This is a genomic window from Streptomyces sp. NPDC041796 (assembly GCF_055590785.1).
On record NZ_JBVJAH010000005.1, the window covers coordinates 158353 to 184470 of the forward strand.

Sequence of the window (26118 nt, forward strand, 5' to 3'; positions counted from 1 at the left end):
CGTCACCCGCGCCGTAACGCCGCCGCCCCCTGCCCGCGAAGCTCCTCGGGCTGGGGGCGGCGGTGTTGTCCCGCCGGGCCTAGTCCGATGCGACGCCGAGCAGTTGGTCGATGCGTTCCGCCGTGACCGCCCGGGAGTAGAGCCAGCCCTGGCCGGTGTCGCACCCGATGCGGCGCAGCCGGGCGGCCTGGCCGGAGGTCTCCACGCACTCGGCGGTGACGGTGAGCCCGAGCCGGTGCGCCAGTTGCACCAGTGCCTCGACGATCACCTCGTCGGCGGGGTTCGGGTGCTCCTCGTCCTGGAACCCGCGCACGAAGGAGCCGTCCAGCTTCAGCACCTTGACGGGGAGGCGGCTGAGGTAGGCGAGGTTGGAGTAGCCGGTCCCGAAGTCGTCGATGGCGATCCGTACGCCCATGTCGCTGAGGGCCTGGAGGGCTTGCAGCGGCCGTCCGGCCGAGCCCATCACCGCCGACTCGGTCAGCTCCAGTTGCAGCAGGTGCGGGGCGAGACCGGTCTCGGCGAGGATCTCGGCGACATCCGCCACCAGGTCGGAGTCCCACACCTGGCGCACGGCGACGTTGACGCTGACGAACAGCGGGCGTTCACCGGGGTGGTCCAGTTGCCACTGCCGCGCCTGACGGCAGGCCGTCCGCAGCACCCAGCGGCCGAGCTGGACGATCGATCCGTCCTCTTCAGCAATTCCGATGAACCGATTCGGCGCCAATGTGCCGAACTGCGGGTGGTTCCAGCGGACCAGCGCCTCCACACCCCGTACGGTCCCGTCCGCCATACCCACCAGCGGCTGGTACTCCAGCGCGAACTCGCCCCGCTCGACGGCCGGCCGGAGCGTGGAGGAGAGCGATTGCCGTGTCATGCGGTGGGCGTTGCGCTCGGGGTCGAAGAGCGTCCAGCGGGCCTTGCCGTCGGCCTTGGCCCAGTACAGCGTGGTGTCGGCGGCCTGCATCAGACCGTTGACGGTGGTGCCGGCGGCCGCCCGCTCGACCACGCCGATCGACGCCGAGACCGACAGCCGCTGCCCGGCCAGGTCGAACGGCCGCTGCACGGTGGCCAGTACGGAGCGGGCGAGGTCGGCGAGCTGTTCCGTACCGGTGGAGTCCTCCACCAGGATCGCGAACTCGTCCCCGCCGAGCCGGGCCACCAGGTGACCGCCGCTGCGGGTGTACCCGTCGCTGTCGGCGCACTCGGTGAGCCGTTCGGCGACGGCGGCCAGCAGCCGGTCGCCGACACGATGCCCGAGGGTGTCGTTGACGGCTTTGAACCCGTCGAGGTCCAGGTAGCACAGACCGATGCGGCCGGTGCCGCCGTCGTCGTACGAGGAGTTCTCCAGCGCGGAGGTCAGGCGCTCGAAGAACAGGGTGCGGTTGGGGAGCCGGGTCACCGGGTCGTGCATCTGCAGGTGCCGCAGCCGGGCCTGGAGTTGGCGCCGGTCGCTGATGTCCGCGATCGACAGCAGGACGCCCCGGTTGGGCGTGACCGGCGCGACGGTCACCTCGGCCCACAGGGACCGCCCGTCCGGATGTTTCAGGCGGCGCGTACAGCGGAACCGGGAGCGGCGGCCGCGCAGCACTTCGCGGTACGCGTGCCAGGTGCGGCTGTCGGAGGCGAGGTCCACGAGGTCGGCGGCGGCCTGCTCGCGGAGGGACGCGGTGTCGGTGCCCAGCAGCGTGGCGAGGGCCTCGTTCGCGGTCACGACGAGCCCCTCGGGGTCCACGACCGCCATGGCGATGTGGGCGGCGTTGAAGGCGGCTCGGTAGTCGTCCGGGACGTGCGCGTGGTGCGCGTCGGGCGTCTCTGCCGGAACGCGGGCGACGGCAGCCGAGTGGCGCGGTTCACCGACAGTTTCATTACTCTCTGTGACCGGCCGCGGGGCGGTTCCGGTCGGTGAGACTGCCGCAGCTCCCGGTCCTTCGGAGGTTCCGTTCACGGCTCGCTCCCGCAAGGCAGTTGTGACGCACAGATGTGGTCGGGATGGGTCGGCCAGGAAAGTGTGCCGATCATAGAGGCTCTCGCGGCGGTCGTTCCAGCGCCGCCACCGCGTGAGACGGGTGTGATTGGTGTGAGGATTCGACCGTCCGAGGGTGGCCGATCGTTTCTGCACGGGTGTGGCGCGGCCCCGTTCTGCCGTGACCGATTGTGACTGTCGGTGAACTTCCAGGACCGGTGCGGCGCGTCGGTCGCTCACCCGAGTGGGGCAGCGGAACAGGGCGTAACGCCCCAAATCGTCACAGGGTGGTGAGACGTCCCGTATGCCGCACCGGAGGTCGACGTGGAGGGTCAGCAGCCACCCGACGGAGTGGAACGCAGCCGTCTGCGGTCCACCGCCGCGGGCCTCTTCGCTCTCCTCGCGCTCGCCGCCACCGGCCTCGTCGCCGGCCCCGCGAGCGCCGCCCCCACGGCGGGCCCCTGCGCCCTGCCGCGCACCGACGCCCACCACTCGCTCGGCCTGGACACCTGGAACACCGCCTACCCGCGGCCCGTCCGCCGGCTCGACGCCCTCATGGTCTTCCTGTCGTTCCCCGACTCCCGGCCGCTGATCGCCCCCGACACCCTCGCCGCCGACTACTTCCCCGCCACCAGCCACTTCTTCCAGCGGGCGTCCTACGGGAAGTTCACCCTGCACCCGCACCCGCGCCGCGAGTGGGTCCGGATGCCGCACGCCTCCACCGCGTACGCCATACGCCGGGACTGGGCGCCGGAGCGCCGCGCCGCCTACCTGCGCGACGCGCTCGCCGCGGCCGACCCGGTGGTCGACTTCTCGCGGTACGACATCGTCTACCTGGTCGCCGACCCGGACGCGCCCGGCGTGGACTCCGACGCCACGAAGGTCGTCAACTTCAGCACCCCGTTGCGCGCGGACGGCGCGGCGATCAAGCGGGTGGTCACCGTCTTCGAGCGGCACCCGCCGGACCGCAACGTCCTCGCCCACGAGACCGGACACGTTTTCGACCTGCCGGACCTCTACCACCGGCCGATGGACGGCAAGGGTGACTGGGACACCCATGTGGGTGACTGGGACGTGATGGGCAGCCAGTTCGCCCTCGCCCCGGAACTCTTCGGCTGGCACAAGTGGAAGCTCGGCTGGCTCGACCGGCGCCAGGTGCACTGCGTGGGCGAGTCGGGCAGCAGCCGTTTCAGTCTGGAACCACTCGCGGCCGCACCTCAGAGCGGCGCGTCGGTCGGCACCCGCCTGGCGGTCGTCAAGACCGGCAGCACCAGCGCGCTGGCGATCGAGGCACGCGGGGCGACCGGGAACGATCACGGTTCCTGCACCGAGGGCGTACTGATCTACCGGATCCGTACGGACGCGGTGTCCGGCGCCGGGCCCGTCGAAGTGATCGACACCCACCCGTCGACCGACGCCTGCTTCGACCGGTCGGTCTACCCACCGCTGGCCGACGCGCCGCTGCGCGTGGGGGAGACCTTCACGGTGCCGGGGGAGAACACCCGGGTCGAGGTCGCCGACCGGACGCGGACGGGGACGTGGACGGTGCGGGTCACGGTGCGCTGACGTACGCCGGGGTGCGTCGGGGTGCTGCCGGGGGCTTCGGGGTGCTTCGCAGGGCTTGGGGGTACGAAAAAGCCCCTCGCTTCCGCGAGGGGCTTCTCCCGTCTGTGCGCCGCCAGGGACTCGAACCCCGGACCCGCTGATTAAGAGTCAGCTGCTCTAACCAACTGAGCTAGCGGCGCCTGCTGACGTCGTAGACCTTAGCACCCTGATCGGCGGGAGGAAAAATCGAAACCCGCACGCCCGCGGCGGCGCCCGCCCGGACCGCCCGGACGCAGGCCCAGAGGATCACCTCCGGTCCCGGCAGCCAGGGGTGGCGGGTGTCCGGCGCCACCAGCCAGCGCGGTGCGCCACCGCCGTCCGCGGCGCCGGGCGTCAGCGGCGGGACGGTGATCGCGTCGCCGGTGCCGTGGCAGAGCGGGGGCGGCACGGAGTCCCCCCACTCCTCCCAGCGGAGCAGGGACGGCAGCCGGTGCGCCGTGCCGGGCGCGGTGAACAGCAGCATCCGCCCCCGGTGGACGGCGACCGGGCCGGAGCCCGGGCCCTCGCCCCACAGCCGGTCGAGCATGCGGCGCCCGAAGACGGACTCCACGCTCACCACGTCGAAGACGGAACCGCACGGCAGCACCGTCGGCGCGGTCGGCCGGGACTCCCAGAGGGCGAGCGTGGAACGCGGGTACGCCGCCGCCGACGTCAGCCAGCCGGCTCCGGCCGCCGTGACCTCGGTGGCGTGATCGTGAGGCGATTCGTTTCGCAGCCATGCGCTCATGACAACCAGGTCTACCGGCGGTGACGGCGTGACTTCGGTGAGTTCCGGAAAATCGGGACAGGGTGGGTCGGGGAGGAGTATCGTGCGCCCCCGTCATATGCCACCCGGCTACTCCTCGCCCGGGCGGCCTCCGCTGCGCATCAGGTCACGCCCGAACTCGATCATCTTCTTGGTGTAGTCCTCGGTCCACTCGGCGCGCTCGGCGATGTCCCCGGCCGTCAGCCGGTCGAACCGCTGCGGATCGGCGAGCTGCGCGGCCGCGAGCGCCTGGAACTCCACCGCCCGGTCGGTCGCCGCCCGGAACGCCAGCGCCAGCTCGGTGGACCGGGCCAGCAGCTCCCGGGGGTCCTCCATCGACTCCAGGTCGAAGAAGTGCTCCGGGTCGGAGGCGGCCTCCGCAGGCTCGAAGAGCAGGGGCGCCGGCCTGAGCCGCCGCTGCTCGCTCCGTTCGGTTTCCGCCATGAACGTCTCCTCTTCGCACGACGCGCTTCCCCCACCCGCGGGGACGCCCCCGTCGTGATGGACCACCCTCCATTCTCCCGCCCGGCGCAAGTACGCCCTACGGCGACCACCTCACACGGTGTTCGGACAGGTGCGACAGGACCGCGTGGTCGGCCTCCCAGCCGTCGGGGCTGTGTGTTCCGGCCGCCTCCGGCGGCGTGCCGGACTCCGTCCGGCGTGCGGGGACGGGGGCGCGGGTGGTGGTGCGCGGGCGGCTGGTCATGGCTGCCAGGTGACGCGGTGCTCCGACAAGTGCGACAGGACCGCGTGGTTGGCCTCCCAGCCGTCGGGGAACTTCACCGTCACACCCAGCTGGACCGGCTCCGTCGAGGGGTGTTCGTCCAACAGGTCCGCCACGCCCGCGCGGCAGACCACGACGCACGCGTGCCGGTGGCGGGAGGCCAGGACGCACAGGCGGCCGGTCTCCAGGTGGAACGCCGTCGCGTCCGGGCGGCCCGACAGGGGGTGGAGGACGACCGTCACGTCGTACTCCCGCCCCTGGAGACGGTTCGCCGTGTCGACCGTGACCCCCGCGACGCCCAGCTCGGCGAGCGCCGCCCGCACCGCCGCCGCCTGGTCGCGGTGGGCCGTGCCGACGGCGACCCGGTCGGGGGTGAGGGGCACGGGGTCCGCCGACCGCTCCGACACGGCCGCGCCGCCCCGGTCCAGCAGCCGCCGCACCACCAGCGCCACCGCCCGTACCGCCTCCGGGTCCGTACGCGGGGTGTGCCGGGCCGGCAGCTCCAGCAGGCCCCAGCCGGACTCGGCCGCCTCGTCCAGCACCCGGTCCGGTCCCGAACCGTCCGACGGCACCCCGAAGGACAGCCGCCGGTCACCGGGCCCCGTGCCGCTGCGGAACGGCGTGTACGGGTAGAACGCGTCCGACACCAGCGGCGCGGCCGACGCCGGAAGCCGCCACGACACCGGCAGCCGGTGCTGCGGCAGGTCCGGGTTGTGCGCCAGCAGCGTGGACACCGCGCTCGCGGACGGGTCGTACGACAGCCCCGCCCACTGGTCCGCGCCGACCACGCTGAACGGGTCGAGCTGCCCCGGATCGCCCACGAACAGCGCCCGCTCGAACAGACCCGCCACCGCCAGCAGTGCGTCCGACCGCATCTGGTACGCCTCGTCGACGATGGCGTGCCCCCACGGCTCGACACCCTTCACGTGCGCCCACTTCGCGGCCGTCGAGATCACCACGTCCAGCCCGGCGAGGTCCGCCGCCTTCGCCGACTTGCGGACGTTGCCGAGGTCGTCGAGCGCCTTGTCGTACGGGTCCGAGTCGCTGCTGTGCAGACGCCCCACCGGCAGCTCGGGCTCCTTCTCGGCGAGCCGCAGCACCAGGTCGTCCACCTGCGCGTTCGTCTGGGCGACCACCATCAGGGGCCGGCCGGCCGCCGCGAGCTCCAGTGCCGCCCGTACGACGAGCGTGGACTTCCCCGCGCCCGGCGGCGAGTCCACCACGACGCCCCTGGCCTCGCCGTGCAGCGTGTCGTCGAGGATCCCGCGGGTCGCCCTGGCCGCCTCGGCGGAAGGATCGAAGGCAACGGATGTCACAGCAGGTCCTCCGGGGTCACGGGGTCGGGGCTCTCGGCGACGTCGGCGCGCGGGGGACCGCCGTGCGTCCACGGCGTCTCCTCCGGGTCCGGCAGCTTCGGGCCCACCCGCTGGTCGTGCTCGAACAGCGTCCACACCAGACGGTCGCCCTTCTCCGGCACCGAGCCCTCCGCCGGCTCCTTGCCCCGCCCCATCCGGTCCAGCACGCGCAGGACCAGCGAACCGTCCTCCTCGTACCGCACGAACCGGGCGCTCTGCGGCTTGCCGTCCAGCGACCGGTACACCTTCACCCCGTCACCGACGTGCGGCCGGTCGTCCGTCCGCACGGTCAGCAACGGCCGCGGTGCCGGACGCCTGGACTCCGACCACGCCATGGTCACGTCGACCACCTCGGCCGCGAACGCTTCCCCCGCGAGCCGCCGCCCCGCCATCACCAGCGGGTCGTCCAGCGCCTCCTGCGCCTCGAGCTGGGTCTGGGCGCTCTCCCGCGCGGCCAGCTTGTTCGCCGCGGTCACGGCGTCGTCCCGGCGCGGCTGCGGCGGCTCGCCCGCCCGCACCCGGTCCCGGTGGCCGGTGAACGACCAGCGGTCGCGCGTCCAGCGGTCGGCGACCCGCGCGCCCGGCGGCAGCTCCCGCACCAGCTCGACCGCCCGCCACACGGCGTGCCACGTCGGCCGCAGCTGCGCGAGGATCAGCCGCCGGATCTCCCGCTCGGCCCGGTGCAGGTCGCCCAGCCGCTCGTCGGCCGCCTCCCCGTCCTCCGCCGACGCCAGGGCCTGCCGCGCCCGGTCGTACCGCTCGATCGCGGGCGCCAGGAGCCGGTTGTCGAACGCCGGGTCGGTCGCCGGACCGGCCGGCGGGCACACGAGCTGCCCGTCCCGGTCCCGCGCCAGCTCCGCCCGCAGCGCCGCCTCGGCGCCCGACTCCCCTTCCGGCGTGTCGACCCACGCGAGCAGCGCCCCCAGGTGCTGGTCCTCCAGCGACGACTGGCCGGTCGCCCAGTGCCGGTTCAGCAGATCGGTCGCCGCGAGCAGCAGCGACGAGCCCGGCACCCGCGCGCGCTCCCCGTAGTGCGTCAGCCACCGGCCCAGCAGCGGCACCCGCGGCGGCGCCGGGAACGGCGTCTCCGGATCCTGCTCGGCCGTGCGCCTGAACCGCATCGACCGGCCCAGCAGCCGTACGTACTCGATGCCCGCGCGGCTCGGCACGATCAGCTGCGGCGCGTCCGCGCACAGCTCCACCTCGACCTTGACCTTCTTGCCGGTCTCCGGATCCGTCTCGCTCCGCTCGGCGGCCTCGACGTCGTCCGCGTACCCGTCGACGTACGGCAGGACCGCCTCGGCCAGGTCCGCCAGGAACGCGAACCGCAGGTCCCGGTCGCGCGGCTGCGGCACGACCAGCAGACGGGGCTCCTCCGGGTCCGTCCCGACCAGCGCACCGAGCGGCGCACCCGCCTCACCGGCGGTCGTCAGCGGTACAAGGACCAGCGGCCGCTCCGCCACGTGCCGGTGCCGCACCGTGGCCAGCGGCTGCGCCCGCCCGGACTCCACGGCCTCCAGCCGCGCGAGCGTGGAGATCAGCGACATGCGCCCACCTCCTGAAGGGTCTCCGCCCGCAGCGCCGCCGCCCGCCGCAGCGCGGACACCGCCGGATCGTCCGGGTCGCCCGACTCACCGCGCGCCGCCGCCAGCACCGCGCCGACCGTCGTCAGCCCGCCCAGCTCGCCGCGCACCGAACGGCCCAGCGTCTCCACGCCGCCCGCCGCACGGGCCCGGTCGCGGCAGTGGAACGCCAGCTCGCATGCGGCCAGGCACTCCGGCGCGTACGCGTGCGGAACCGCCTCCACGGCGGCGGCCAGTTGCTCCGCCGAGCACGTCTCGACGTCGAAGGTGACGCCGTCCGGAAGGGCCGCCGCGATGTCCTCGATCCGGGTCAGCCGGGCCAGCTGCCGCCGGGTCACCGACAACTGCTTGCGCACGTCGACGACCGAGCCGGTCGGCTGGTTGGAGAAGTCCTTGGGACACACCAGCAGCACCGAGTGCGCCACCGAGGCGCCCTCGGTCAGCGCCGCCACCCGCTCCAGCGCCAGCACGTACACCGCCGCCTGCCGGGCCGCCGCGCCCACTTTCGCCGCGTCCGCCGAGCCGTCGATCATCGGGAACGACTTGATCTCGACGACCGTCCACCGCCCGTCCGGACGCACCACCACCGCGTCCGGCTCCAGGTACGCCGGTGAACCGGCCACCTCCAGGGCCAGCATCGGGTGGTCCAGCAGCCACCACTCCCCGGCCGCCGTCGCCTCGCGCAGCGCCAGCGCCGTACGCGCCGCACGGCCCTCCGGCCCCGCCGCCGCCAGGTCGGGGACCCGGACGCCCTCGGGCTCGGCCACACCCAGCAGCCGCATCAGCTCCGTACCGCCGTCGGCCTTCACCTTGGCCTCGAAGGCATTGCCCCGCATGAAGGCGAACTGCGACTGCCCGAAGCCCGACGGCGCCCCGAGCGCCGACGCCAGCGCGGCCTTGTCGACACCGGCACCGTCCAGCAGTGCCCGGCGCCGGCAGCCGGGATTGGCGGCCAGCGCCGCCAGCGCGCGGGCATCCAGCGGATGCGGCGCGACGGCCGGACCGCGCAGCTCGGCGAGCTGGTGCCGGAGTGTCGTCTGCGGACGCCGAACCGGTCCGCTGCCCAGGGATTCGCTCACCCGCGGAAGTCTCGCATCCGCCACTGACAATCGGGCCCGGATCCCCACCATCCACGGCGGGGGGACCGTGCGCGATGATGGACGGACACCCCATGCGAGAACTTCAGGAGAGCCCCCATGGCACCGCGGATCCTGCTCGCCCGGCATGGTCAGACCGAATGGTCGCTGCTGGGCAAGCACACCGGCAGGACGGACATACCGCTGCTCGAGGAGGGCCGCCGGGGCGCGAAGCTGCTCGGCGAACGGCTCCACCGAGGGCCCTGGGACGGCCTGGACGGCTTCGAGATCCGTACGAGTCCGCTGGCACGCGCGCGTGAGACCTGCGAACTGGCCGGCTTCGGCGACCGCGCGGAGCGCTGGGACACGCTGATGGAGTGGGACTACGGCGCCTACGAGGGCATGACGCCGGCCGAGATCAAGGCGGGCCGGCCGGACTGGTTCATCTGGCGCGACGGCGTACCGGAGGGGGAGACCCTGGCGCAGCTTTCGGCCCGCGCGGACGAGGTCGTCTCCTGGGCGCGCTCGGCCGACCGTGACGTCCTGGTCTTCGCGCACGGCCACATCCTGCGCTCCATCGCCGCGCGCTGGCTGGGCGAGGACGTGGCGTTCGCGGCCCGTGTCCGCCTCGACCCGACGAGCCTGTCCGTCCTGGGCTGGGCCTATGGCGCGCCCGCCCTCGAACGCTGGAACGACACCGGGCACCTGGAGGGCTAGCAGGCCGCCGAGGGGCGCGGCGGGCGAGGAAGGTCGGGAGACGCCCGGAGCCGCGCGGCGGGCCCGGAAGGCTAGGAGACGCCCAGCGCCGCGCGGCGGGTGAGGAAGTCCGTCACCGTCGCGCTGCCGCCGTACGGGGTGAGCAGGCGGACCGTCTCGGCCAGCATCGCGCGGATACGGGTCGACTGGACCTCGCCCAGCAGGTCCAGGACCCGTTCACCGGCCACCGCGGCCTCCTCCGGGGAGCCGCCGCGCGCCAGGTCGGCCGCCAACTGGGCCCGGTACAGCGCCAGGTTGCGGGTGAAGCGCGGGTTCTGCAGGGCCGCCGCGCGGTGCGCGTGCCGGGCGGCCCGCGGCCAGTCGCCGAGGGCCGACCAGCACTGGGCCTCCAGCGCCTCCACCTCCGGTTCGCCGAAGAACGACATCCACTCCGGGTCCGCGTCGGCCGGCCCGCGCCCGAACAGCGTGTGCGCCCGCCCCAGGGCCTCCTCGCACGCCGCACGGTCGCCCAGCCCCGCCCAGCCACCCGCCTCCCGCAGGGTCAGCAGGGCCAGCAGGCGCGGCGAGGACAGGTGCCGGCCCGCCCGCTGCCCGGCCTGCGCAGCCCGTACCGCCTCCCGGTACCGGCCCGCGTCCCTCGCCAGGAACGCCGTGTTGGAGAAGGCGTGCGCCTCCAGGGCGGGATCGCCGGCGACCCGCGCGGTGGCCAGGGCTTCGGCGTAGTGCGAGCGGGCGTCGTCCAGGCGGCCCGAGTCGTGCGCCAGCCACCCCACCGAGAGCGCCAGCTCACCGGCGCCCGCGTGCATCCGGTCGGCCGTCGACCGGCGGACCGCCGTCCCGGCGTCGAGCAGGGCGTACGCCGTACGGAGCGGTTCGGCGGCCAGCCGGTACAGCCGGTCGGCGCCGTGCCGGTCGTCGAGCAGCCGGATCCGTCGCACCGCCTCCTCGACGGCGTGCACCTCGGTCTCGCCGAACCTGCCGCCGGCGCGCGGCGCGGGGACGGCGCCGCCGAGGCCGAGCGAGGCGGCCGCCACGGTGGCGGTACCGCTCGTCATGAATGCGCGACGCAGCACGTCGCTCTCCTCATCGTTCCGGATGGTGATCTGTGGCGCCGGCACATCGGCGGCCGCGGCCCGCGCCCCCCGGCCGCGTACCTGCTCCCGGGTGGCGAAACCCAGGTCCGTCAGGGACCGTCCGGGGAACATGTGGAGGAACACCCGCTCGTACGCGTAGTTGGGGCAGCGGATCTCGCCCGACTCCACGCGCCCGATGTAGCGGGCGTCACACGCGACCTGTTCGCCGATCTCCCGGGCGGCCCGGCGGACCGCGGCCGCGAACTCCCCCGGGGAGCGCTGCCCGCGCAGGCGGCGGAAGGCGAGATTGGGAACTGCCCGTGACGTCGCCATGGCCGAGCCCTCTCCCGCGTACTGCGCCGCCGTTGTTCCGGCGGGCAAGAACGTACCTGCTGTGACGACCCGTACACACAGTGTTTGGCTACAAATCGGATATCTCGTCGGCGATCCGCCATGAACTGCCATCCTTTGCGGCGGCGTGCCGCCGTAGCTGTTGACGCGCAAGGGCGTTGAACCATGTGGAGAGACGCGATGTGTCTCCACACGGGGACTCGAGCGAGGAGGGATCCCTTGTTGGAGGTCGGCATGCAGGTGAATCCGCAGTCCGGCGGTGCGTCAGGGACCACCGCACAGCACTGGCCGGCACCGGACGCCGGCGCCCGGCCCGGAGAGGGCGAGGCGTGTGATCTGGTGACAGTCCCCGCCCGGCAGGGCCTCGAAGCCGTCGACATCCTGCGGCGCGGCGGCGCCCCGCTCGTCGGGCCGGTGCTGCACGACGGCTCGTGCGACACCCTCGGCTTCCTGGTCCCGCCGGGCACCGCCGCGGGCTGGGACATGCCGGGCAGCGCCTGCACCCGGACCTCCGGGCGCGGCCTGCGGATCCCTCCCGTTCCCGGAGCCCCGCCGGAGCCCCCCGTCTCCGGTACCGGCTGGCTGCTCCCCCCGACCGACACCGGTCCGGTCACCGACCCCGTCGTGCTCCGTGAAGCCCTCGGCGAAGCCGCCCGCCTCATCGAAGCCGCCGACAACTGCCGTTAGCCCCCGCTCCGGATCGGGGCCGGGAGGGGAGCGCCGATAATGGGCGGATGGCAAGGAACAAGCGGCGGGGACGCGGTGCGGCGGCCGATGCCGTCGTCGAGACCGTGGCCGGTGGCGTCGCCGAGCTCGTACCCGACCCGGAGCACGCGCGGGCGTGGACGCTGCTCATCGACGGGGCGCCCCAGTCGCACGTGGACCTCGACGACCCGGCCCGGCTGAGCTTCGCCTACCAGCGGCGCCTCGGTCATGTCGCCGACCTCGTCGCACCGCCCGGCCGACCCCTTCAGGTGGTGCACCTCGGCGGAGGGGCCTTCACCCTCGCCCGGTACGTCGCCGCCACCCGGCCCCGCTCCACCCAGCAGATCGTCGAGTGCGACGCGCCCCTCGTGCAGCTCGTCCGCCGCGCGCTGCCGCTCGACCCGGGCGCCCGCGTCCGGGTACGCAACGCCGACGCCCGCGCCGGGCTGGGCAAGGTGCCGGACGGCTGGGCGGACCTGGTGATCGCCGACGTGTTCAGCGGCGCCCGCACCCCCGCGCACCTCACCAGCACGGAATTCCTCAGCGAGGTGCGGCGCGTCCTGACGCCCGGCGGGCACTACGCCGCCAACCTCGCCGACGGGCCGCCGCTGGCGCACCTGCGCGGTCAGGTCGCCACCGCCGCCGCCGTCTTCCCCGAGCTGGCGCTCGCCGCCGACCCGGCCGTACTGCGCGGACGCCGCTTCGGCAACGCCGTGCTCCTGGCCTCCGCCACCCCGCTGCCCGTCGCCGAACTGACCCGCCGGGTCGCGACGGATCCGCACCCGGGGCGGGTGGAGCACGGGCGGGGGCTGGCCGATTTCACGGGCGGGGCGGTCGCCGTCACCGACGCGAGCGCCAAGGACTCACCGGCACCGCCCCCCGCCGTGTTCCAGTGACCGGAGCCGTCCGCATGGTGGGCGCGGCCTTGCCGGAAAAGAGACGCGGAAGCCAAAATCGGCCAATTGTCCCCCATGGCGGAAAGAGGACACTCATGGGTACGCATGTCCATGTCCGGGTGCACCAGGGGATGGGCGTCTCCGACGGCGGCGAGCTCATCGAGCACTACCGGTGTCGCTGCGGCGCCACTTGGACGAAGTCGTACCGGGTCGACGGGGACTGAGCGCTCAGCGCTCGTCGATCTGGACCATCGGCGCGTGATCGTGCCAGGTGCAGAAGACGTCGATCTCCTTGCCCTCGCGGCTGAACGTCACCCGGATGTACGTCGGCTGCTTCCACACCTGCATCTGCCAGCCGGACGCCGGGGTCGCGGAGACCAGTTCCGCCGACGAGGCGCCGATGTCGAAGGCCACCCGGCCGCCGTCCACCGTGTAGCTCTTCACGTCACCCGTGCTCGCGGGCGGGGTGCTCGGTGCCGGTGACGACGGGCGCGGGGGCGAGGACGAGACCGGCGGCGTACGGCTCGGGGAGGCGGAGGACGCCGGGGCCGGTGTGCGGCTCGGAGCCGGGGACGCCTTCGGGCGGCGTGTGGAGGAGGCCTGCGGCGCCACACTCGGCGGGGTCGTCGCCGGGCGGTCGGCCGTGATCGGCAGGGCGCGCGGCGGGTCGTACGCCGTCCCGGCCATCACCGTGTGCACGCCCCACCACGACAGAGTGACCGCCGCGCCCGTGGCGAGCGACCACGCCATGGCATGTACGAGTCCTCTACGCATCCGGGCCATCCTGCACCACACGCCCCAGAGGTCAACACCGGTCCCCCTCATTCCGCCGTATGGCGTACGGTGCCGCCCATGGCAAGTGTGCTCGTGGTCGAGGACGACCAGTTCGTGCGCTCCGCCCTCATCCGGCACCTGACCGAGGCCTCCCACACCGTACGGAGCGTCGGCACGGCACTGGAGGCGCTGCGCGAGGTCGCCCATTTCCGCTTCGACGTCGTCATCCTGGACCTCGGACTGCCCGATCTCGACGGCTCCGAGGCCCTGAAGATGCTGCGCGGCATCACCGACGTACCGGTGATCATCGCCACCGCCCGGGACGACGAGGCCGAGATCGTACGGCTCCTCAACGACGGCGCCGACGACTACCTCACCAAGCCGTTCTCGGTGGAACACCTGTCCGCGCGGATGGCCGCCGTGCTGCGCCGTTCCCGCGCGGCCGCCGGTGAGGCGCCGCCCAGCAGCGTCCTCCAGGTCGGCGGGCTCACCGTCGACCCGCTGCGGCGCCAGGCCGAACTCGACGGCGTGAGGCTGGACCTGACGCGGCGGGAGTTCGACCTCCTGGCGTTCCTCGCCGGCCGGCCGGGTGTGGTCGTCCCGCGCAAGGAGCTCCTCGCCGAGGTGTGGCAGCAGTCGTACGGGGACGACCAGACCATCGACGTCCATCTGTCGTGGCTGCGCCGCAAACTGGGCGAAACAGCCGCCAAGCCCCGCTACCTGCACACCCTGCGGGGTGTGGGCGTGAAGCTGGAGCCGCCGCAGTGAGGTGGGCGCTCGTCAAGGTGGCGCTGGCCGTCACGGTGATGGTCGTGGTCGCGTTCGCCGTGCCGCTCGGACTCGTCATCAAGGAGATGGCCCGCGACCGGGCGTTCACCAACGCCGAACGGCAGGCCGCCGCCATCGGCACCTCCCTGTCCATCACCACCGACCGCGCCCAGCTCGACCGGGCCGTCGCCTCCACCCAGGCGGGCGCCGCCGGGCACCTGGCGGTCCACATCCCTGCCTCCACGGAAGCCGGGCCCATGGAGATCGGCACCGGCCGGGCCACCGAGGAGGACCTGGCCACCGTGCAGCGCGTACCGCGCGCCTCGACCACCGAGGTCCCCGGCGGCTACGCCCTGCTCCAGCCGACCGCCATCAGCACCGGCCAGATCGCGATCGTCGAGGTGTACGTCCCCGAGGGCGAGGTCACCAACGGCCTCGCCACGGCCTGGCTGATCCTCGCCGGTGTGGGCATCGCCCTGGTCGTCGGCTCGGTCGCCGTCGCCGACCGGCTCGGCGTCCGCATGGTGCAGCCCGCCCAGCGGCTCGCCCACGCCGCCCACGACCTCGGCGAGGGCAAGCTCGGCGCCCGCGTGCCCGAGGACGGTCCCACCGAACTCAAGTCCGCCGCCGTCGCGTTCAACTCGATGGCCGACCAGGTCGTGCGGCTCCTGGCCAATGAGCGTGAGCTTGCCGCCGACCTCTCCCACCGGCTGCGTACACCCCTGACGGTCCTGCGCCTCAACGCCGCCTCGCTCGGTGACGGTCCGGCCGCCGAGCAGACGCGGGCGGCGGTGGAGCAGCTGGAGCGGGAGGTCGACACCATCATCCGTACGGCCAGGGAGGCCAAGCCGCAGACCCAGGCGGCCGGCCCGGGCGCCGGGTGCGACGCCTCCGAAGTCGTACGGGAACGGATGGACTTCTGGTCCGCGCTCGCCGAGGACGAGGGCCGCAAGGTGCGACTCGCGGGCGTCGACCGGCCCGTACGCATCCCCGTCGCCCGCCCGGAACTGGTCGCCGCCCTCGACGCGCTGCTCGGCAACGTCTTCCGCCACACCCCGGAAGGCACCGCCTTCTCGGTGGACGTCCACAACGGCGAGGACGCCGTCATCGTCCTCGTCTCGGACGCCGGACCCGGCATCGCCGACCCGGAGGCGGCCCTGGCGCGCGGCAACAGCGGGGCGCGGGACGGGTCCACGGGGCTCGGGCTGGACATCGTGCGACGGGTCGCCGAGTCGACCGGCGGCGACGTCCGTATCGGGCGCTCGGTCCTCGGCGGTACGGAGGTCCGCGTCTGGATCGGGCTCGACGGGCGGCGCGGCCCGTCGGAGGGGCGCGGACGGGGACGGGGTCACCGGATGCGGCGCCGGCGGCGCACCCAGCATTAATCGGCTCCCATGGCTTCCTTAAGCGGAGCCTAAGATCCTCAACCACCGCCCCGTAGTGGACATTTGTCCGTTTCGGGCCCGCTAGCGTGCTGCCGCACCACCAAACCCCCCAGTAACACAGAGGCAGGCACGCGATGGGCAGCACGCGCAGCACGGACGGCACCGGCGGCAGGGCCACGCACCGACGCAGGGCGAGCGGCAGGAGCAAGGCGATCGGCGCGGTCGTGGCCGCCGCGGTGATCGGCGGCGCGGCGTTCGCGTTCACCGGCACCGCGCAGGCGGCCGCCGTCGGCGCCGTCTACACCAAGACCAGCTCGTGGGACGGCGGTTACACCGGCCAGTACGTCATCACCAACGAGACGGACAAGGCCCAGACCGACTGGACCCTCGAATTCGACCTGCCCGCCGGGACGAAGATCGGCTCCCTCTGGAACGGCGACCACACCGTCAAGGGACAGCACGTCACCGTGAAGCCCGCGAGCTGGAACAAGCAGCTCGCGCCCGGCGCCTCCGTGACGGTCGGCTTCGTCACCAGCGCGACGGGGAAGGCGGGAGACCCGGCCGGGTGCCTGATCAACGAGGTCACGTGCTCGCCCGGCGGCGGCGCCACACCACAGCCCAGCGGCCGGCCCACCGACCAGCCCAAGCCCACACCCACCCCGACGGCGACCGCCAAGCCGCCCACGCCGACGCCCACGCCCACGGCCTCCACGCCCGCCCCCACGGCCTCCACGCCCACCCCGACCCCGCCGCCCGCGCAGGGCTCGGGCGCGCGCTTCGCCCCGTACGTCGACACCTCGCTGTACCCCGCGTACGACCTGCTCGACACCGCCGCCAAGACCGGAGTGAAGGAATTCAACCTCGCCTTCATCACCTCCGGTGGCTCCTGCGCCCCCTTGTGGGGCGGCGTCACCGACCTCGCCGACGACAAGGTGGCCGCGCAGATCGGCGCCCTCCGCGCCAAGGGCGGCGACGTCCGCGTGTCGTTCGGCGGCGCCGCGGGCCACGAACTGGCCCTCAACTGCGCCACGCCCGGTGACCTCGCCAAGGCGTACGGCAAGGTCGTCGACCAGTACAAGCTCACCAAGGTGGACTTCGACGTCGAGGGCGCGGCCCTTCCCGACACCGCCGCCAACACCCGCCGCGCCCAGGCCATCGCCCAGCTCCAGAAGTCCCACCCGGGCCTGGACGTCTCCTTCACCCTGCCCGTGATGCCGGAGGGCCTGACCCAGCCGGGCGTGGACCTGCTCGCCGACGCCCGGAAGAACGGCGTGAAGATCGACGCCGTCAACATCATGGCGATGGACTACGGCCCGGCGTACAGCGGTGACATGGGCCAGTACGCCGTCCAGGCCGCGACCGCCACCCAGGCACAGATCAAGGGCGTACTCGGACTGTCGGACGCCGCCGCCTGGAAGACCGTCGCCGTCACCCCGATGATCGGCGTCAACGACGTCACCACCGAGATATTCAAGGTCGACGACGCCACCCAGCTCGTCGACTTCGCGAAGTCCAAGGGACTGGGCTGGCTGTCGATGTGGTCCTCGACCCGCGACAAGCAGTGCGCCGCGGGGGCCGTGAACCACGCGGACGCCACCTGCAGCTCGATCCTCCAGCAGCCGCTGGCCTTCACCAAGGCGTTCGCCGCCTACAAGTAGCCACTCCTCCAGCGCTCCGGCCGGGCTCGCCCCCCACCTGGCCGGAGCGCGCCCCTTTCCCGGTCCGTTCTCACCCCTTGACCGCGCCCTGCATGATGCCGCCGACGATCTGCCGGCCGAAGACCACGAAGACCAGCAGCAGCGGCAGGGTACCCAGCAGGGCGCCCGCCATGATCACCGACTGGTCGGGGACGTAGCCCCGGCCCAGGCCCGTCAGGGCCACCTGCACGGTCGGGTTGCTCTGGGTGAGGGCGATGATCGGCCAGAAGAAGTCGTTCCAGGACATGACGAACGTCAGCATCGCCAGGACCGCCATCGCGGGCCGGGCGGCCGGGAAGACGACGTGCCACACCACCCGCGGGCCGCTCGCGCCGTCCACGCGGGCCGCCTCGATCAGCTCCGTGGGCAGCGCCCGCACCAGGTACTGGCGCATGAAGAACACCCCGAAGCCACTCACCAGGGCCGGCAGGACGACGGACTGCAGCCGGTCCGTCCACGACAGCTCGGCCACCAGCATGAACAGCGGGACGACGCTGAGCTGCGGCGGCACCATCATCGTGCCGATCACCAGCAGCAGAAGCAGGTTCTTGAACCGGAAGCGCAGTTTGGCGAAGGCGAAACCGGCGAGTGTGGAGAACAGGACCGTGCCCACCGCGACCGAACCCGCCACGATCGTCGTATTGACCAGCGCGAGACCCAGGTTGGCGTCGGTCCAGGCTACGCCCAGGTTCTCCAGCAGCCTGTCGCCGAACCAGAAGGGCGGTGGTGTCCGGGCCAGCCTGCCGTTGGTGCCGGACGCCGCGACGGCCGTCCAGACGAGCGGGAACAGCGACAGCACGGTGAGGACGACGAGAGCCGCGTACGTCATCCGGCCTGCACGGGTGCTCACTCGGCTCTCCTTCGGTACGCGGTGACCAGCGCGACGGCCGCCCCGAGGAGGACGAGGATCAGGAACATCGCCCACGCGATCGCCGACGCACGGCCCAGGTGCAGGTTCACCCAGCCCTGCTCGTACAGGTACAGCCCCAGCGTCTGGAACTGGTGGTCCGAGCCGCCCGTCGCGCCCGCGCTGCCGTTGAACAGCAGCGGCTCGCCGAACAACTGCGTGGCACCGATCGTGGAGACCACGCAGGTGAACAGGATGGTCGGCCGCATCGACGGCACCGTCACATGCACGAACTGCCGCCACCGCGAGGCGCCGTCCAGCGCCGCCGACTCGTACAGCTCGTCGGGGACGGCCTGCATCGCGGCGAGGTAGATCAGCGCGTTGTAGCCGGTCCACCGCCAGATCACGATCGTGGACACCGCGATCCGTGACGTCCAGGTGCCGTTCTGCCAGTCGACCGGATCGATGCCGGCGAGGCCGAGCGCCCAGTTGACCATGCCGAAGTCCCTGCCGAACAACAACACGAACACCAGGGTCGCGGCGGCGACGGAAGTGGCGTACGGGGTGAGGGCGACGACCCGGAAGAACATCGAGCCGCGCAGCCGGTGGTGCAGCAGGTGCGCGATGCCCAGTGCCATCAGCAGCTGGGGGACGGTCGACAGGAGACCGATGACGACCGTGTTCTCCAGGGCGTTCCAGAAGAACTCGTCCGTGAGGAGGCGGGAGTAGTTCCGCAGCCCCACCCACTCCATGTCGGTGGGCGCGGTCAGCTCCACCCGGTGCAGGGACGCCCAGCCGGTGTAGAGCAGAGGGAACAGCCCGAACGCGGCGAAGAGGGCGAAGAACGGGGCGATGTAGGCGTACGGGCTCCACCGCGTCGCCCAGCGGTGCCGCCGCCCGCGCCACGCGCTCCGCTGGGTGGCGCGCGCCGCACGGGGCTCCGACAGGGGGGTCGGGGTGGCCGTCGTGTCGCTCGCCATGGCGGTCACAGGTCCAGCGCGTTGTCGATGGTCCTGACCGCCGCGTCCCAGCCGTCCTCGGGGCGGCGGCCCTTCTGGTCGACCTGGAGCATGCCGACGTCGGCCAGGTTCTGTGCGATGACCAGGTCCTTCGGTCCGAGGATCGTCACCGGGACCCCCCGCGCCGCGCGGGTGTAGATCCGGCCGATCGGGGCGTCACCGAAATACGGGTGCCGGGCTTCCGCGACCGCCGGGAGGGCGTGGGCGGCGGACGCGCTCGGGAAGCTGCCGCGCCGCTGGAACAGCTTCGCCTGCTGCGCGGGTGCCGTCAGCCAGGCCGCCAGCTTCGCGGCCTCCGCCGGATGCCTGCCGGACTTCGGTACGACGAGGAAGGAGCCGCCCCAGTTGGCGGGCCGGGGCGCGGCCGCCACGTCCCACAGGTCCTCACCCGCCGGGCCCGCCTTGTCCTCGATGTAGCCCAGCATCCAGGCGGGACAGGAGACGGTGGCGAAGGTGCCGTTCGCGTACGCCTGGTCCCAGGCGGGCGTGAACTGCTGGAGCCTGGCCGTCAGGCCCTCGGTCGCGAACGAGGCGGCGATGTCCCACGCCTCGCGGACGGCCGGGTTGGTCTTGTAGACGACGGTGCCGTCCTCGTCGTAGAACCGTTCGGCACTGCCGCCGGTGACGGCCGACAGGACACCGGACGCGGAGTCCGTGAACGCCGTGCCCGCCGGGGCCCGCTCCCGGTACCGCCGGCCCGTTTCCAGGTACGCGCGCCAGTCACCCGCCCACAGCCGCCCGACCGCCTCCCGGTCGGTGGGGAGCCCCGCCTTGGCGAAGAGGTCCTTGCGGTAGCAGATGGCCTGCGGGCCGATGTCGGTGCCGAGGCCCACCGTGCGCCCGTCCCCGGTGGTGGCCTGCGCCCATTTCCACGGCAGGAAGTCCTCCCGGCGCACACCCGGGGCCCTGCCCAGGTCCTCCAGCTTGTCCGCCTGGGTGGCGGTCACCTCCGCGATGTTGATGGCCTCGACCGCCTGGATGTCGGCGAGACCGCTGTCACTGACGAGGTGGGTGAGGAGCTGGGGATAGTAGTTCTCATTGCGCTGGATGGACGTCTGCTCGATGACGACGTCCTCGTGGAGCCTCATGTACTCGTCGTAGAGCCCGGTCTCCGCGTAACCGAACGTCCCGAAGAGGCCCACGGTGAGCCTGGTCCGGCCGTCGTCGCCGCCCCGGGCGCAGCCGGCGGCCGGGGCGGCGACGAGAGCCACGACGGCCACGAGCAGCAGGGCCCGGGCCCGTCCGCGGAACCGCCGGTCATGTGCGCGCATGAGCCGATTCTGTACGCAAACGGGGCCCGGCGCGCCGAGGCCCCGGCGGTTTCGGCCGGGGCGTCGGGGACGGCGAGCGTCAGAGCCCGTCGGCCGCGGGCAGTTCGCCGGAGCGTGCCACGCGCGCGTACCAGTGGGCCGTCGACTTCGGTGTACGCCGCTGCGTCCCGTAGTCCACGTGCACCGCGCCGAACCGCTTGGCGTACCCGTACGCCCACTCGAAGTTGTCCAGCAACGACCAGAGGAAGTAGCCCCGCACGTCCGCGCCGTCGGCGATGGCCCGGTGCACCGCCTCCAGGTGGGCGTGCACGTACGCGAGGCGCCGCGGGTCGTGGACCGCCCCGTCGGCGGCGACCTCGTCCTCGAACGCCGCGCCGTTCTCGGTGATCAGCAGCGGCAGGCCCGGGTGCTCGCCGGTCACCCGCAGCAGCAGGTCGTACAGGCCCGTCGGGTCGACCGCCCAGCCCATCGCGGTGCGCTCACCGGGCGGCTGGTGGAAGGCGACGTCCTCCGACCCGGGCCAGGGCGAGTACGCGCTGGCACCGTGGCCGTCGTCGCGCGGGGCGTCGTCGCCCTCGCGCGCGGCGGCCACCACGGTGGGCGTGTAGTAGTTGATGCCCAAGGTGTCCAGGGGCTGCTCGATGTCCATGAGGTCGCCGGGACGGACGAACCCCCAGTCGGTGAGGTGCGCCGTGTCCCGCAGCAGGTCCTCCGGATACGCCCCCTTCAGCATCGGGCCGAGCCAGATCCGGTTGCCCACCGCGTCGATCCGGCGCACCGCGTCCAGGTCCTCGGCCGCCGAGGTGAGGGGTCGCAGTTCGTGCAGGTTGAGCGACACGGACATCTCCGCGCGCGGCGGCAGCGCGGCGCGCAGCGCCTGGACCGCCAGCCCGTGGCCCAGGTTCAGGTGGTGCGCGGCACGCAGCGCGGCGACCGCGTCGGTGCGCCCCGGGGCGTGGACGCCGGAGCCGTACCCGAGGAAGGCGCTGCACCACGGCTCGTTGAGCGTCGTCCAGCGCCCGACACGGTCACCGAGCGCACCGGCGACGATCCCGGCGTACTCGGCGAACCGCTCGGCGGTGGCGCGGTGCGGCCAGCCGCCCGCGTCCTCCAGCTCCTGCGGCAGGTCCCAGTGGTAGAGCGTCAGCGTGGGGGAGATGCCGTGGGCGAGCAGCTCGTCCACGAGCCGGCGGTAGAAGTCGAGGCCCTTCTGGACGGCGGGGCCGCGCCCGGTGGGCTGCACCCGGGACCAGGACACCGAGAAGCGGTACGCGGTCAGCCCCAGCTCCGCCATCAGCGACACGTCGTCGCGGAACCGGTGGTAGTGGTCGACCGCCACGTCACCCGTGTGACCTTCGAAGACCTTTCCGGGTGTACGGGAGAAGGTGTCCCAGATGGACGGGGTTCGGCCGTCCTCGGACACCGCCCCCTCGATCTGGTACGCGGCGGTGGCCGCGCCCCACAGGAAGCCGGGTGGAAACCGGCGGGTCGCGGTGAGCGGCAGGGATTCGGACGCGGTCATACGGGAGCGCTCCCAACGCGGAGGAGGGTCGGTCGTGACGTTACGGAATCGGCCGTGCGCGGCCGGCTCTTGACCGCGCACGGGTGTGCGGGTCAGTTCTTGACCGCACCCGAGGTGATGCCGCCCACGATGTGCTTGCCGAGCACGGCGAAGACCAGCAGCAGCGGCAGCGTGGAGATCAGCGCTCCGGTCAGCACGATCGCCTGGTTGATGGTGTGGTTGCCCGAGCCGAGGCCGGCGAGGGCGACCTGGAGGGTCGGATTGCCGTCCGGGGTGAGCGCGATGAACGGCCAGAAGAAGTCGTTCCAGGCCTGGACGAACACCAGCATGCCCAGCACGGCCATCGCGGGCCGGGCGACCGGGAAGACGACGTGCCAGATGATCCGCAGGCTGTGGGCGCCGTCCACCCGCGCCGCCTCCACCAGCTCGACGGGCAGCGCCTCCAGCAGGTACTGCCGCATGAAGAACACCCCGAAGGCGGCCACCAGGGACGGCAGCACGACCGACTGGAGCTGGTCCACCCATCCCAGGTCGGTGATGATCCGGTACAGCGGGATCACGCTGAGCTGTGGAGGGATGGTCATCGTCGCCACGACGAGGGCCAGTAGGGCGTTGCGGCCGCGGAACGGCAGCTTGGCGAAGGCGAAGCCGGCGAGGGTCGAGAAGACCACGGTGGAGGCCGCCACCAGGCCCGCCACGACCGTCGTGTTGACGAGCGCCTCGCCCATGTCCACCTGGTTCCAGGCGAAGGTGAGGTTGTCGAGGAGGTGCGGGCCCGGCAGGAGCGGCGCCGGAGCCTCCACCACCCGCTCGCCGGTGTGCGACGCGGCGACGAGGTTCCAGTACAGCGGGAAGAGCGAGACCAGCGCGGCCAGGCCCAGCAGGACGTACGTCAGCGGGCCCGCGTGGTGCGGGCGCCCCGCCGTCCGGCTCGTTCTCATCGGGTCCTCCCCCTCGTCGTACGGGCGACGAGCAGCCGGCCGGCGCCGATCAGCAGCAGGATCAGCAGCATCACCCAGGCGATGGCGGACGCCTGCCCGAGCGCCCCGGTGATCCAGCCCTTCTCGTACATCAACAGGCTCAGCGTCTGGAACTGGTTGCCGCTGCCGCCGCTCACCCCGAGGCTTCCGCCGTACAGCATCGGCTCACCGAAGAGCTGGGTGGCGCCGATCGTGGAGACCACGATGGTGAAGAGGATGGTGGGGCGGATGGAGGGGATGGTCACGCTGATGAACTGCCGCCGGCGGGACGCCCCGTCGAGCGCGGCGGCCTCGTACAGGTCCTGGGGGACGGCCTGCATCGCGGCGAGGTAGATCAGCGCGTTGTAGCCGGTCCAGCGCCAGATGACGATCACCGAGATCGCGATCTGCGCGGGCCACTTGGAGGACTCCCAGTCGACCGGGTCGAAACCGACCAGGCCGAGAACGGTGTTGATCAGCCCGTAGTCACTGTTGAACAGCTGGGCGAAGACGAGCGTCGCGGCGGCGATCGACGTGGCGTACGGAGCCAGCACCGCGACCCGGAAGAAACCCCGGCCGCGCAGCTTGTGGTTGAGGAGGTGGGCCAGGCCCAGCGCCATCAACAGCTGCGGGACGGTGGAGATGACACCGATGGTGAACGTGTTCGCCAGCGCGTTCCAGAAGAAGTCGCTGTCCCACAGCCCCGAGTAGTTGTCCAGGCCCCGCCACTCCGCCTCCCCGCCGAGCTCCACGCGGTGCAGCGAGAGCCAGCCCGTGTAGACGAGCGGGAACAGCCCGAAGGCGGCGAAGCCGAGGAAGAACGGTGCGACGAAGGCGTACGGGGCCGCCTTCAGGTCCCAGCGGTACAGCCGGCTGCGCAGGCCGGAGGGCGTGCGGGGCGGCGGGGGAGAGGGCGGCGACGGTTCATCGGGCGGCGAGGTGCCGTCGGTCGCCGCCCGGACGGAGGTGGCCACGAGGGCGGTCCTTCCAGGGGTGGATGCGGGTGCCTGGCGGTTGGCAGGGTGCGGGGAGTGGGCGCGGTTGCCGGTGGGTGGGTGGGGTGGGTGAGTACGGGGGACGGGTGCGGGTGCGGGCGGTCGGGTGCGTGTGCGGTTACCCGTGCGCGGGTGCGGGCGGTCGGTTGGTTGCGGGAGCGGTTACCCATGCGCGGGGCGGAGGTCGGGTGTGGGTGCCTACCGGGTGTGGGCCTGACCGGGTCGTGCGGGCCAGGTCGTGCGGGCCGGGGCCGGGGTCGGGGCCTCTCCGGGCTCACCGCCTCGCGGTCGGCGGGGTACCCGCGCGGCCTCGTGGCCGTGTCCCGCCGTCGAGCTGCCGCGGGGGCGCCCCTCCGCGGCCGGCCCTCGTCGCCGCGGGAGGGGCAGCGCGGCCGTGGCCGCCCGGGGAGTACCGGGCGGCCGGGGCGTCACTGGTCGATCTTGTCGTCGATCAGCTTCCTGACGTTCTCCCAGGCCGCGTCCGGTGATGTGCCGCGTTGCTCGATGTCGAGGATGCCGTTGTCGGTGATGAAGGTCTTCACCTGGCCGTCGTAGCGGCTGACCGGCGCGGGCGTGATGCCGGCCGCGGCCTGCGAGTAGATCTTGCCGACCGGTGTGTCCCCGAAGTACGGGATCCTGGCGTTCTGCACCGTCGCCGAGGCGAGCGTGTCCTTGGTGGAGGGGATGTTGCCGTTGACCCCGAAGACCTTGGCGTGCTGCGCCGGAGCCGTCAGCCACGCGGCCAGCTTGGCGGCCTCCTCCGCGTGCTTGCCGGCCTTCGGTACGGCGAGGAACGAGCCGCCCCAGTTGCCCGCGACCGGTGGGCTCGCGATGTCCCACTTGCCCTGGTTGTTCGGGCCCGCCTGATCCTTGATGATGCCGGTCATCCAACTCGGGCAGGCGACGGTGGCGAACCTGGAGTTCTTGAACCCGGCGTTCCAGGTGCCCTTCTCGTCGAACTGCCGCAGTTTGGCGGTGATGCCACTCCCCGCCGCCTCGACGGCGAGGTCCCAGGCCTTGCGCACCCCGGGGCTGTTCTCGTAGTCCAGCTCGCCCTTGTCGTTGGCGTACTGCTGGGGCTGGCTGGAGAGTACGGCGTTGAACAGGCCGCTGGCGGAGTCGTGGAAGGCGGTCCCGGCGGGTGCGTTCTTCTGGTACGCCTTGCCGGTGGCGACGAACTCGGCCCAGTCGCCCGCCCAGAGCTTGGCGACCTGTGTGCGGTCGGTGGGCAGTTTCGCCTTGGCGAAGAGGTCCTTGTTGTAGCAGATGGCCATGGGGCCGATGTCGGTGCCGAGGCCTATGACCTTGCCGTCGGCGGTGGTGGCCTGCTTGACCTTCCAGTCGAGGAAGGCGGAGGTGTCGGCGCCGCCCGTCGTGGACAGGTCCACCCACTTGCCGGCCATGGTGGGGCCGATGGCCTCGGCGATGTAACCGACCTCGATGGCCTGGATGTCGGCGAGGCCGCTGTTGCGGGAGAGGCGCAGTTTCAGCGTGTCCCAGTACTTCTGGCCGTCGGCGACGTTCGACTCGACGATCGTGATGTGCGGGTTGAGCTTCTGGTACTCGGCGTAGAGCTTGGCGCCGTTCTTGTTGTCGTAGCCGAAGGAGCCGAAGGTCCCGATGCGCAGGGTGATCTTCCCGTCCCCGGTGGACCCGCCCGACCCGCCGTCGGTGCTGCAGCCGGTCATCAGGAGCGCGCCGGCCGTGAGCGCCGCGAAGGCCGCGAATCTCGGGCGGCGTCCGCGCGTACTGCTGGATGTGCGCATTCCACTCTCCTCGTCCAGGTGGTGCTGGTGTGCGCGCAAGAAGGAAGGTCCTCACGGCGGCGGCCGGGTCGGACAGCGGTGCCGGGCGGTGGGAGCGCTCCCACACCGCCATGCCCGGAAGGTTGCCGCCTGGCGGGGGCGGCGTCAAGACGTCGACGCGAAATCGTCGGCGGTGGCGGCGCGGCGCGGACTCCTCTGATGTGGGAGCGCTCCCATGGGTGGTTCGCCGAACCGGTACTCCCGCTGGCCCCGTTGCAGGGGCACCCTCTAGGTTGACGACAGTCACTGCCCCGCTGTTCATGGCGGGGCTCGGCGTTCGATG

At 72.6% G+C, this 26118-nt stretch carries 24 protein-coding genes and 1 tRNA gene; 8 read left to right on the forward strand and 17 right to left on the reverse strand.

The annotated features are described in order from the left end of the window. Window positions 1-79: 79 nt before the first annotated feature. Window positions 80-1945, reverse strand: a complete 1866-nt coding sequence (locus ACZ6C1_RS11615) for a putative bifunctional diguanylate cyclase/phosphodiesterase (protein WP_469240078.1) — start codon at window positions 1943-1945, stop codon at window positions 80-82. A gap of 342 nt (window positions 1946-2287) precedes the next feature. On the opposite strand from ACZ6C1_RS11615, the gene ACZ6C1_RS11620 reads away from it, so the two are divergent. Beyond that, the gene (locus ACZ6C1_RS11620) at window positions 2288-3529 is read left to right on the forward strand and encodes a M6 family metalloprotease domain-containing protein (RefSeq protein WP_469240079.1); all 1242 of its coding nucleotides are present in this window, start codon (window positions 2288-2290) and stop codon (window positions 3527-3529) included. A 105-nt stretch (window positions 3530-3634) separates the two neighbouring features. Here ACZ6C1_RS11620 and ACZ6C1_RS11625 read toward each other — a convergent pair. The 7 genes from ACZ6C1_RS11625 to ACZ6C1_RS11655 all read right to left on the reverse strand — a co-directional run bounded on the left by ACZ6C1_RS11625 (window position 3635) and on the right by ACZ6C1_RS11655 (window position 9054). Next, window positions 3635-3708, reverse strand: a tRNA-Lys gene (locus ACZ6C1_RS11625). Next, window positions 3699-4295, reverse strand: coding sequence for a bifunctional DNA primase/polymerase (locus ACZ6C1_RS11630; RefSeq protein WP_469240080.1), 597 nt, complete (start codon window positions 4293-4295; stop codon window positions 3699-3701). The genes ACZ6C1_RS11625 and ACZ6C1_RS11630 overlap by 10 nt, the downstream gene beginning before the upstream one ends. 108 nt (window positions 4296-4403) lie before the next feature. After that, window positions 4404-4757, reverse strand: coding sequence for a hypothetical protein (locus ACZ6C1_RS11635; protein ID WP_469240081.1), 354 nt, complete (start codon window positions 4755-4757; stop codon window positions 4404-4406). Between the two features lie 97 nt (window positions 4758-4854). Then, window positions 4855-5019, reverse strand: a complete 165-nt coding sequence (locus ACZ6C1_RS11640) for a hypothetical protein (RefSeq protein ID WP_469240082.1) — start codon at window positions 5017-5019, stop codon at window positions 4855-4857. Continuing rightward, window positions 5016-6353 carry an AAA family ATPase gene (locus ACZ6C1_RS11645; RefSeq protein ID WP_469240083.1) on the reverse strand — a complete coding sequence of 446 codons (1338 nt, stop codon included), beginning with the start codon at window positions 6351-6353 and terminating at the stop codon, window positions 5016-5018. The genes ACZ6C1_RS11640 and ACZ6C1_RS11645 overlap by 4 nt, the downstream gene beginning before the upstream one ends. Then, window positions 6350-7939: a hypothetical protein gene (locus ACZ6C1_RS11650; protein ID WP_469240084.1), complete on the reverse strand. Its 1590-nt coding sequence runs from the start codon at window positions 7937-7939 to the stop codon at window positions 6350-6352. Before ACZ6C1_RS11650 ends, ACZ6C1_RS11645 begins: the two co-directional genes overlap by 4 nt. Then, the gene (locus ACZ6C1_RS11655; protein ID WP_469240085.1) at window positions 7930-9054 is read right to left on the reverse strand and encodes a hypothetical protein; all 1125 of its coding nucleotides are present in this window, start codon (window positions 9052-9054) and stop codon (window positions 7930-7932) included. The genes ACZ6C1_RS11650 and ACZ6C1_RS11655 overlap by 10 nt, the downstream gene beginning before the upstream one ends. A 117-nt stretch (window positions 9055-9171) precedes the next feature. On the opposite strand from ACZ6C1_RS11655, the gene ACZ6C1_RS11660 reads away from it, so the two are divergent. Continuing rightward, the gene (locus tag ACZ6C1_RS11660; protein ID WP_469240086.1) at window positions 9172-9768 is read left to right on the forward strand and encodes a histidine phosphatase family protein; all 597 of its coding nucleotides are present in this window, start codon (window positions 9172-9174) and stop codon (window positions 9766-9768) included. Between the two features lie 71 nt (window positions 9769-9839). On the opposite strand, the gene ACZ6C1_RS11665 is transcribed toward ACZ6C1_RS11660, so the two are convergent. Further along, the gene (locus tag ACZ6C1_RS11665) at window positions 9840-11174 is read right to left on the reverse strand and encodes a tetratricopeptide repeat protein (protein WP_469240087.1); all 1335 of its coding nucleotides are present in this window, start codon (window positions 11172-11174) and stop codon (window positions 9840-9842) included. A gap of 252 nt (window positions 11175-11426) precedes the next feature. Here ACZ6C1_RS11665 and ACZ6C1_RS11670 point away from each other — a divergent pair, with 252 nt between their 5' ends. The 3 genes from ACZ6C1_RS11670 (at window position 11427) to ACZ6C1_RS11680 (ending at window position 13017) form a co-directional block, all read left to right on the forward strand. Then, on the forward strand, window positions 11427-11879 hold the full coding sequence (locus tag ACZ6C1_RS11670; protein WP_469240088.1) for a hypothetical protein: 453 nt from the start codon (window positions 11427-11429) through the stop codon (window positions 11877-11879). A gap of 47 nt (window positions 11880-11926) precedes the next feature. Continuing rightward, on the forward strand, window positions 11927-12793 hold the full coding sequence (locus ACZ6C1_RS11675) for a spermidine synthase (RefSeq protein WP_469240089.1): 867 nt from the start codon (window positions 11927-11929) through the stop codon (window positions 12791-12793). A 95-nt stretch (window positions 12794-12888) separates the two neighbouring features. After that, window positions 12889-13017 (forward strand): hypothetical protein, encoded by a 129-nt coding sequence (locus ACZ6C1_RS11680; RefSeq protein WP_469240090.1) that lies wholly within the window; start codon window positions 12889-12891, stop codon window positions 13015-13017. Between the two features lie 4 nt (window positions 13018-13021). Here the strand turns inward: ACZ6C1_RS11680 and ACZ6C1_RS11685 are convergent, their stop codons facing one another. Beyond that, window positions 13022-13576 (reverse strand): hypothetical protein, encoded by a 555-nt coding sequence (locus ACZ6C1_RS11685; protein ID WP_469240091.1) that lies wholly within the window; start codon window positions 13574-13576, stop codon window positions 13022-13024. A gap of 69 nt (window positions 13577-13645) precedes the next feature. On the opposite strand from ACZ6C1_RS11685, the gene ACZ6C1_RS11690 reads away from it, so the two are divergent. The 3 genes from ACZ6C1_RS11690 (at window position 13646) to ACZ6C1_RS11700 (ending at window position 17378) form a co-directional block, all read left to right on the forward strand. Then, the gene (locus ACZ6C1_RS11690; RefSeq protein WP_084894673.1) at window positions 13646-14335 is read left to right on the forward strand and encodes a response regulator transcription factor; all 690 of its coding nucleotides are present in this window, start codon (window positions 13646-13648) and stop codon (window positions 14333-14335) included. Beyond that, window positions 14332-15720 carry a sensor histidine kinase gene (locus tag ACZ6C1_RS11695; protein ID WP_469240092.1) on the forward strand — a complete coding sequence of 463 codons (1389 nt, stop codon included), beginning with the start codon at window positions 14332-14334 and terminating at the stop codon, window positions 15718-15720. The genes ACZ6C1_RS11690 and ACZ6C1_RS11695 overlap by 4 nt, the downstream gene beginning before the upstream one ends. Before the next feature lie 134 nt (window positions 15721-15854). After that, window positions 15855-17378 (forward strand): cellulose binding domain-containing protein, encoded by a 1524-nt coding sequence (locus ACZ6C1_RS11700; RefSeq protein ID WP_469240093.1) that lies wholly within the window; start codon window positions 15855-15857, stop codon window positions 17376-17378. 70 nt (window positions 17379-17448) lie between these two features. Here the strand turns inward: ACZ6C1_RS11700 and ACZ6C1_RS11705 are convergent, their stop codons facing one another. The 7 genes from ACZ6C1_RS11705 to ACZ6C1_RS11735 form a co-directional block, all read right to left on the reverse strand. Further along, a complete protein-coding gene (locus ACZ6C1_RS11705) occupies window positions 17449-18246 on the reverse strand; it encodes a carbohydrate ABC transporter permease (RefSeq protein WP_469240358.1) in 798 nt (265 codons plus the stop codon). A gap of 17 nt (window positions 18247-18263) precedes the next feature. After that, entirely contained in the window at window positions 18264-19244 is a 981-nt protein-coding gene (locus tag ACZ6C1_RS11710; protein WP_469240094.1) for a carbohydrate ABC transporter permease, read from the reverse strand. A 5-nt stretch (window positions 19245-19249) separates the two neighbouring features. After that, window positions 19250-20554: an ABC transporter substrate-binding protein gene (locus ACZ6C1_RS11715; protein ID WP_469240095.1), complete on the reverse strand. Its 1305-nt coding sequence runs from the start codon at window positions 20552-20554 to the stop codon at window positions 19250-19252. Window positions 20555-20633: 79 nt separating this feature from the next. Further along, window positions 20634-22076: a GH1 family beta-glucosidase gene (locus tag ACZ6C1_RS11720; RefSeq protein WP_469240096.1), complete on the reverse strand. Its 1443-nt coding sequence runs from the start codon at window positions 22074-22076 to the stop codon at window positions 20634-20636. A 92-nt stretch (window positions 22077-22168) separates the two neighbouring features. Beyond that, window positions 22169-23017 carry a carbohydrate ABC transporter permease gene (locus ACZ6C1_RS11725; protein WP_469240097.1) on the reverse strand — a complete coding sequence of 283 codons (849 nt, stop codon included), beginning with the start codon at window positions 23015-23017 and terminating at the stop codon, window positions 22169-22171. Then, window positions 23014-24009 (reverse strand): carbohydrate ABC transporter permease, encoded by a 996-nt coding sequence (locus ACZ6C1_RS11730; RefSeq protein WP_469240098.1) that lies wholly within the window; start codon window positions 24007-24009, stop codon window positions 23014-23016. Before ACZ6C1_RS11730 ends, ACZ6C1_RS11725 begins: the two co-directional genes overlap by 4 nt. Window positions 24010-24458: 449 nt before the next feature. Then, window positions 24459-25796: an ABC transporter substrate-binding protein gene (locus ACZ6C1_RS11735; RefSeq protein WP_469240099.1), complete on the reverse strand. Its 1338-nt coding sequence runs from the start codon at window positions 25794-25796 to the stop codon at window positions 24459-24461. Window positions 25797-26118: the final 322 nt, after the last annotated feature.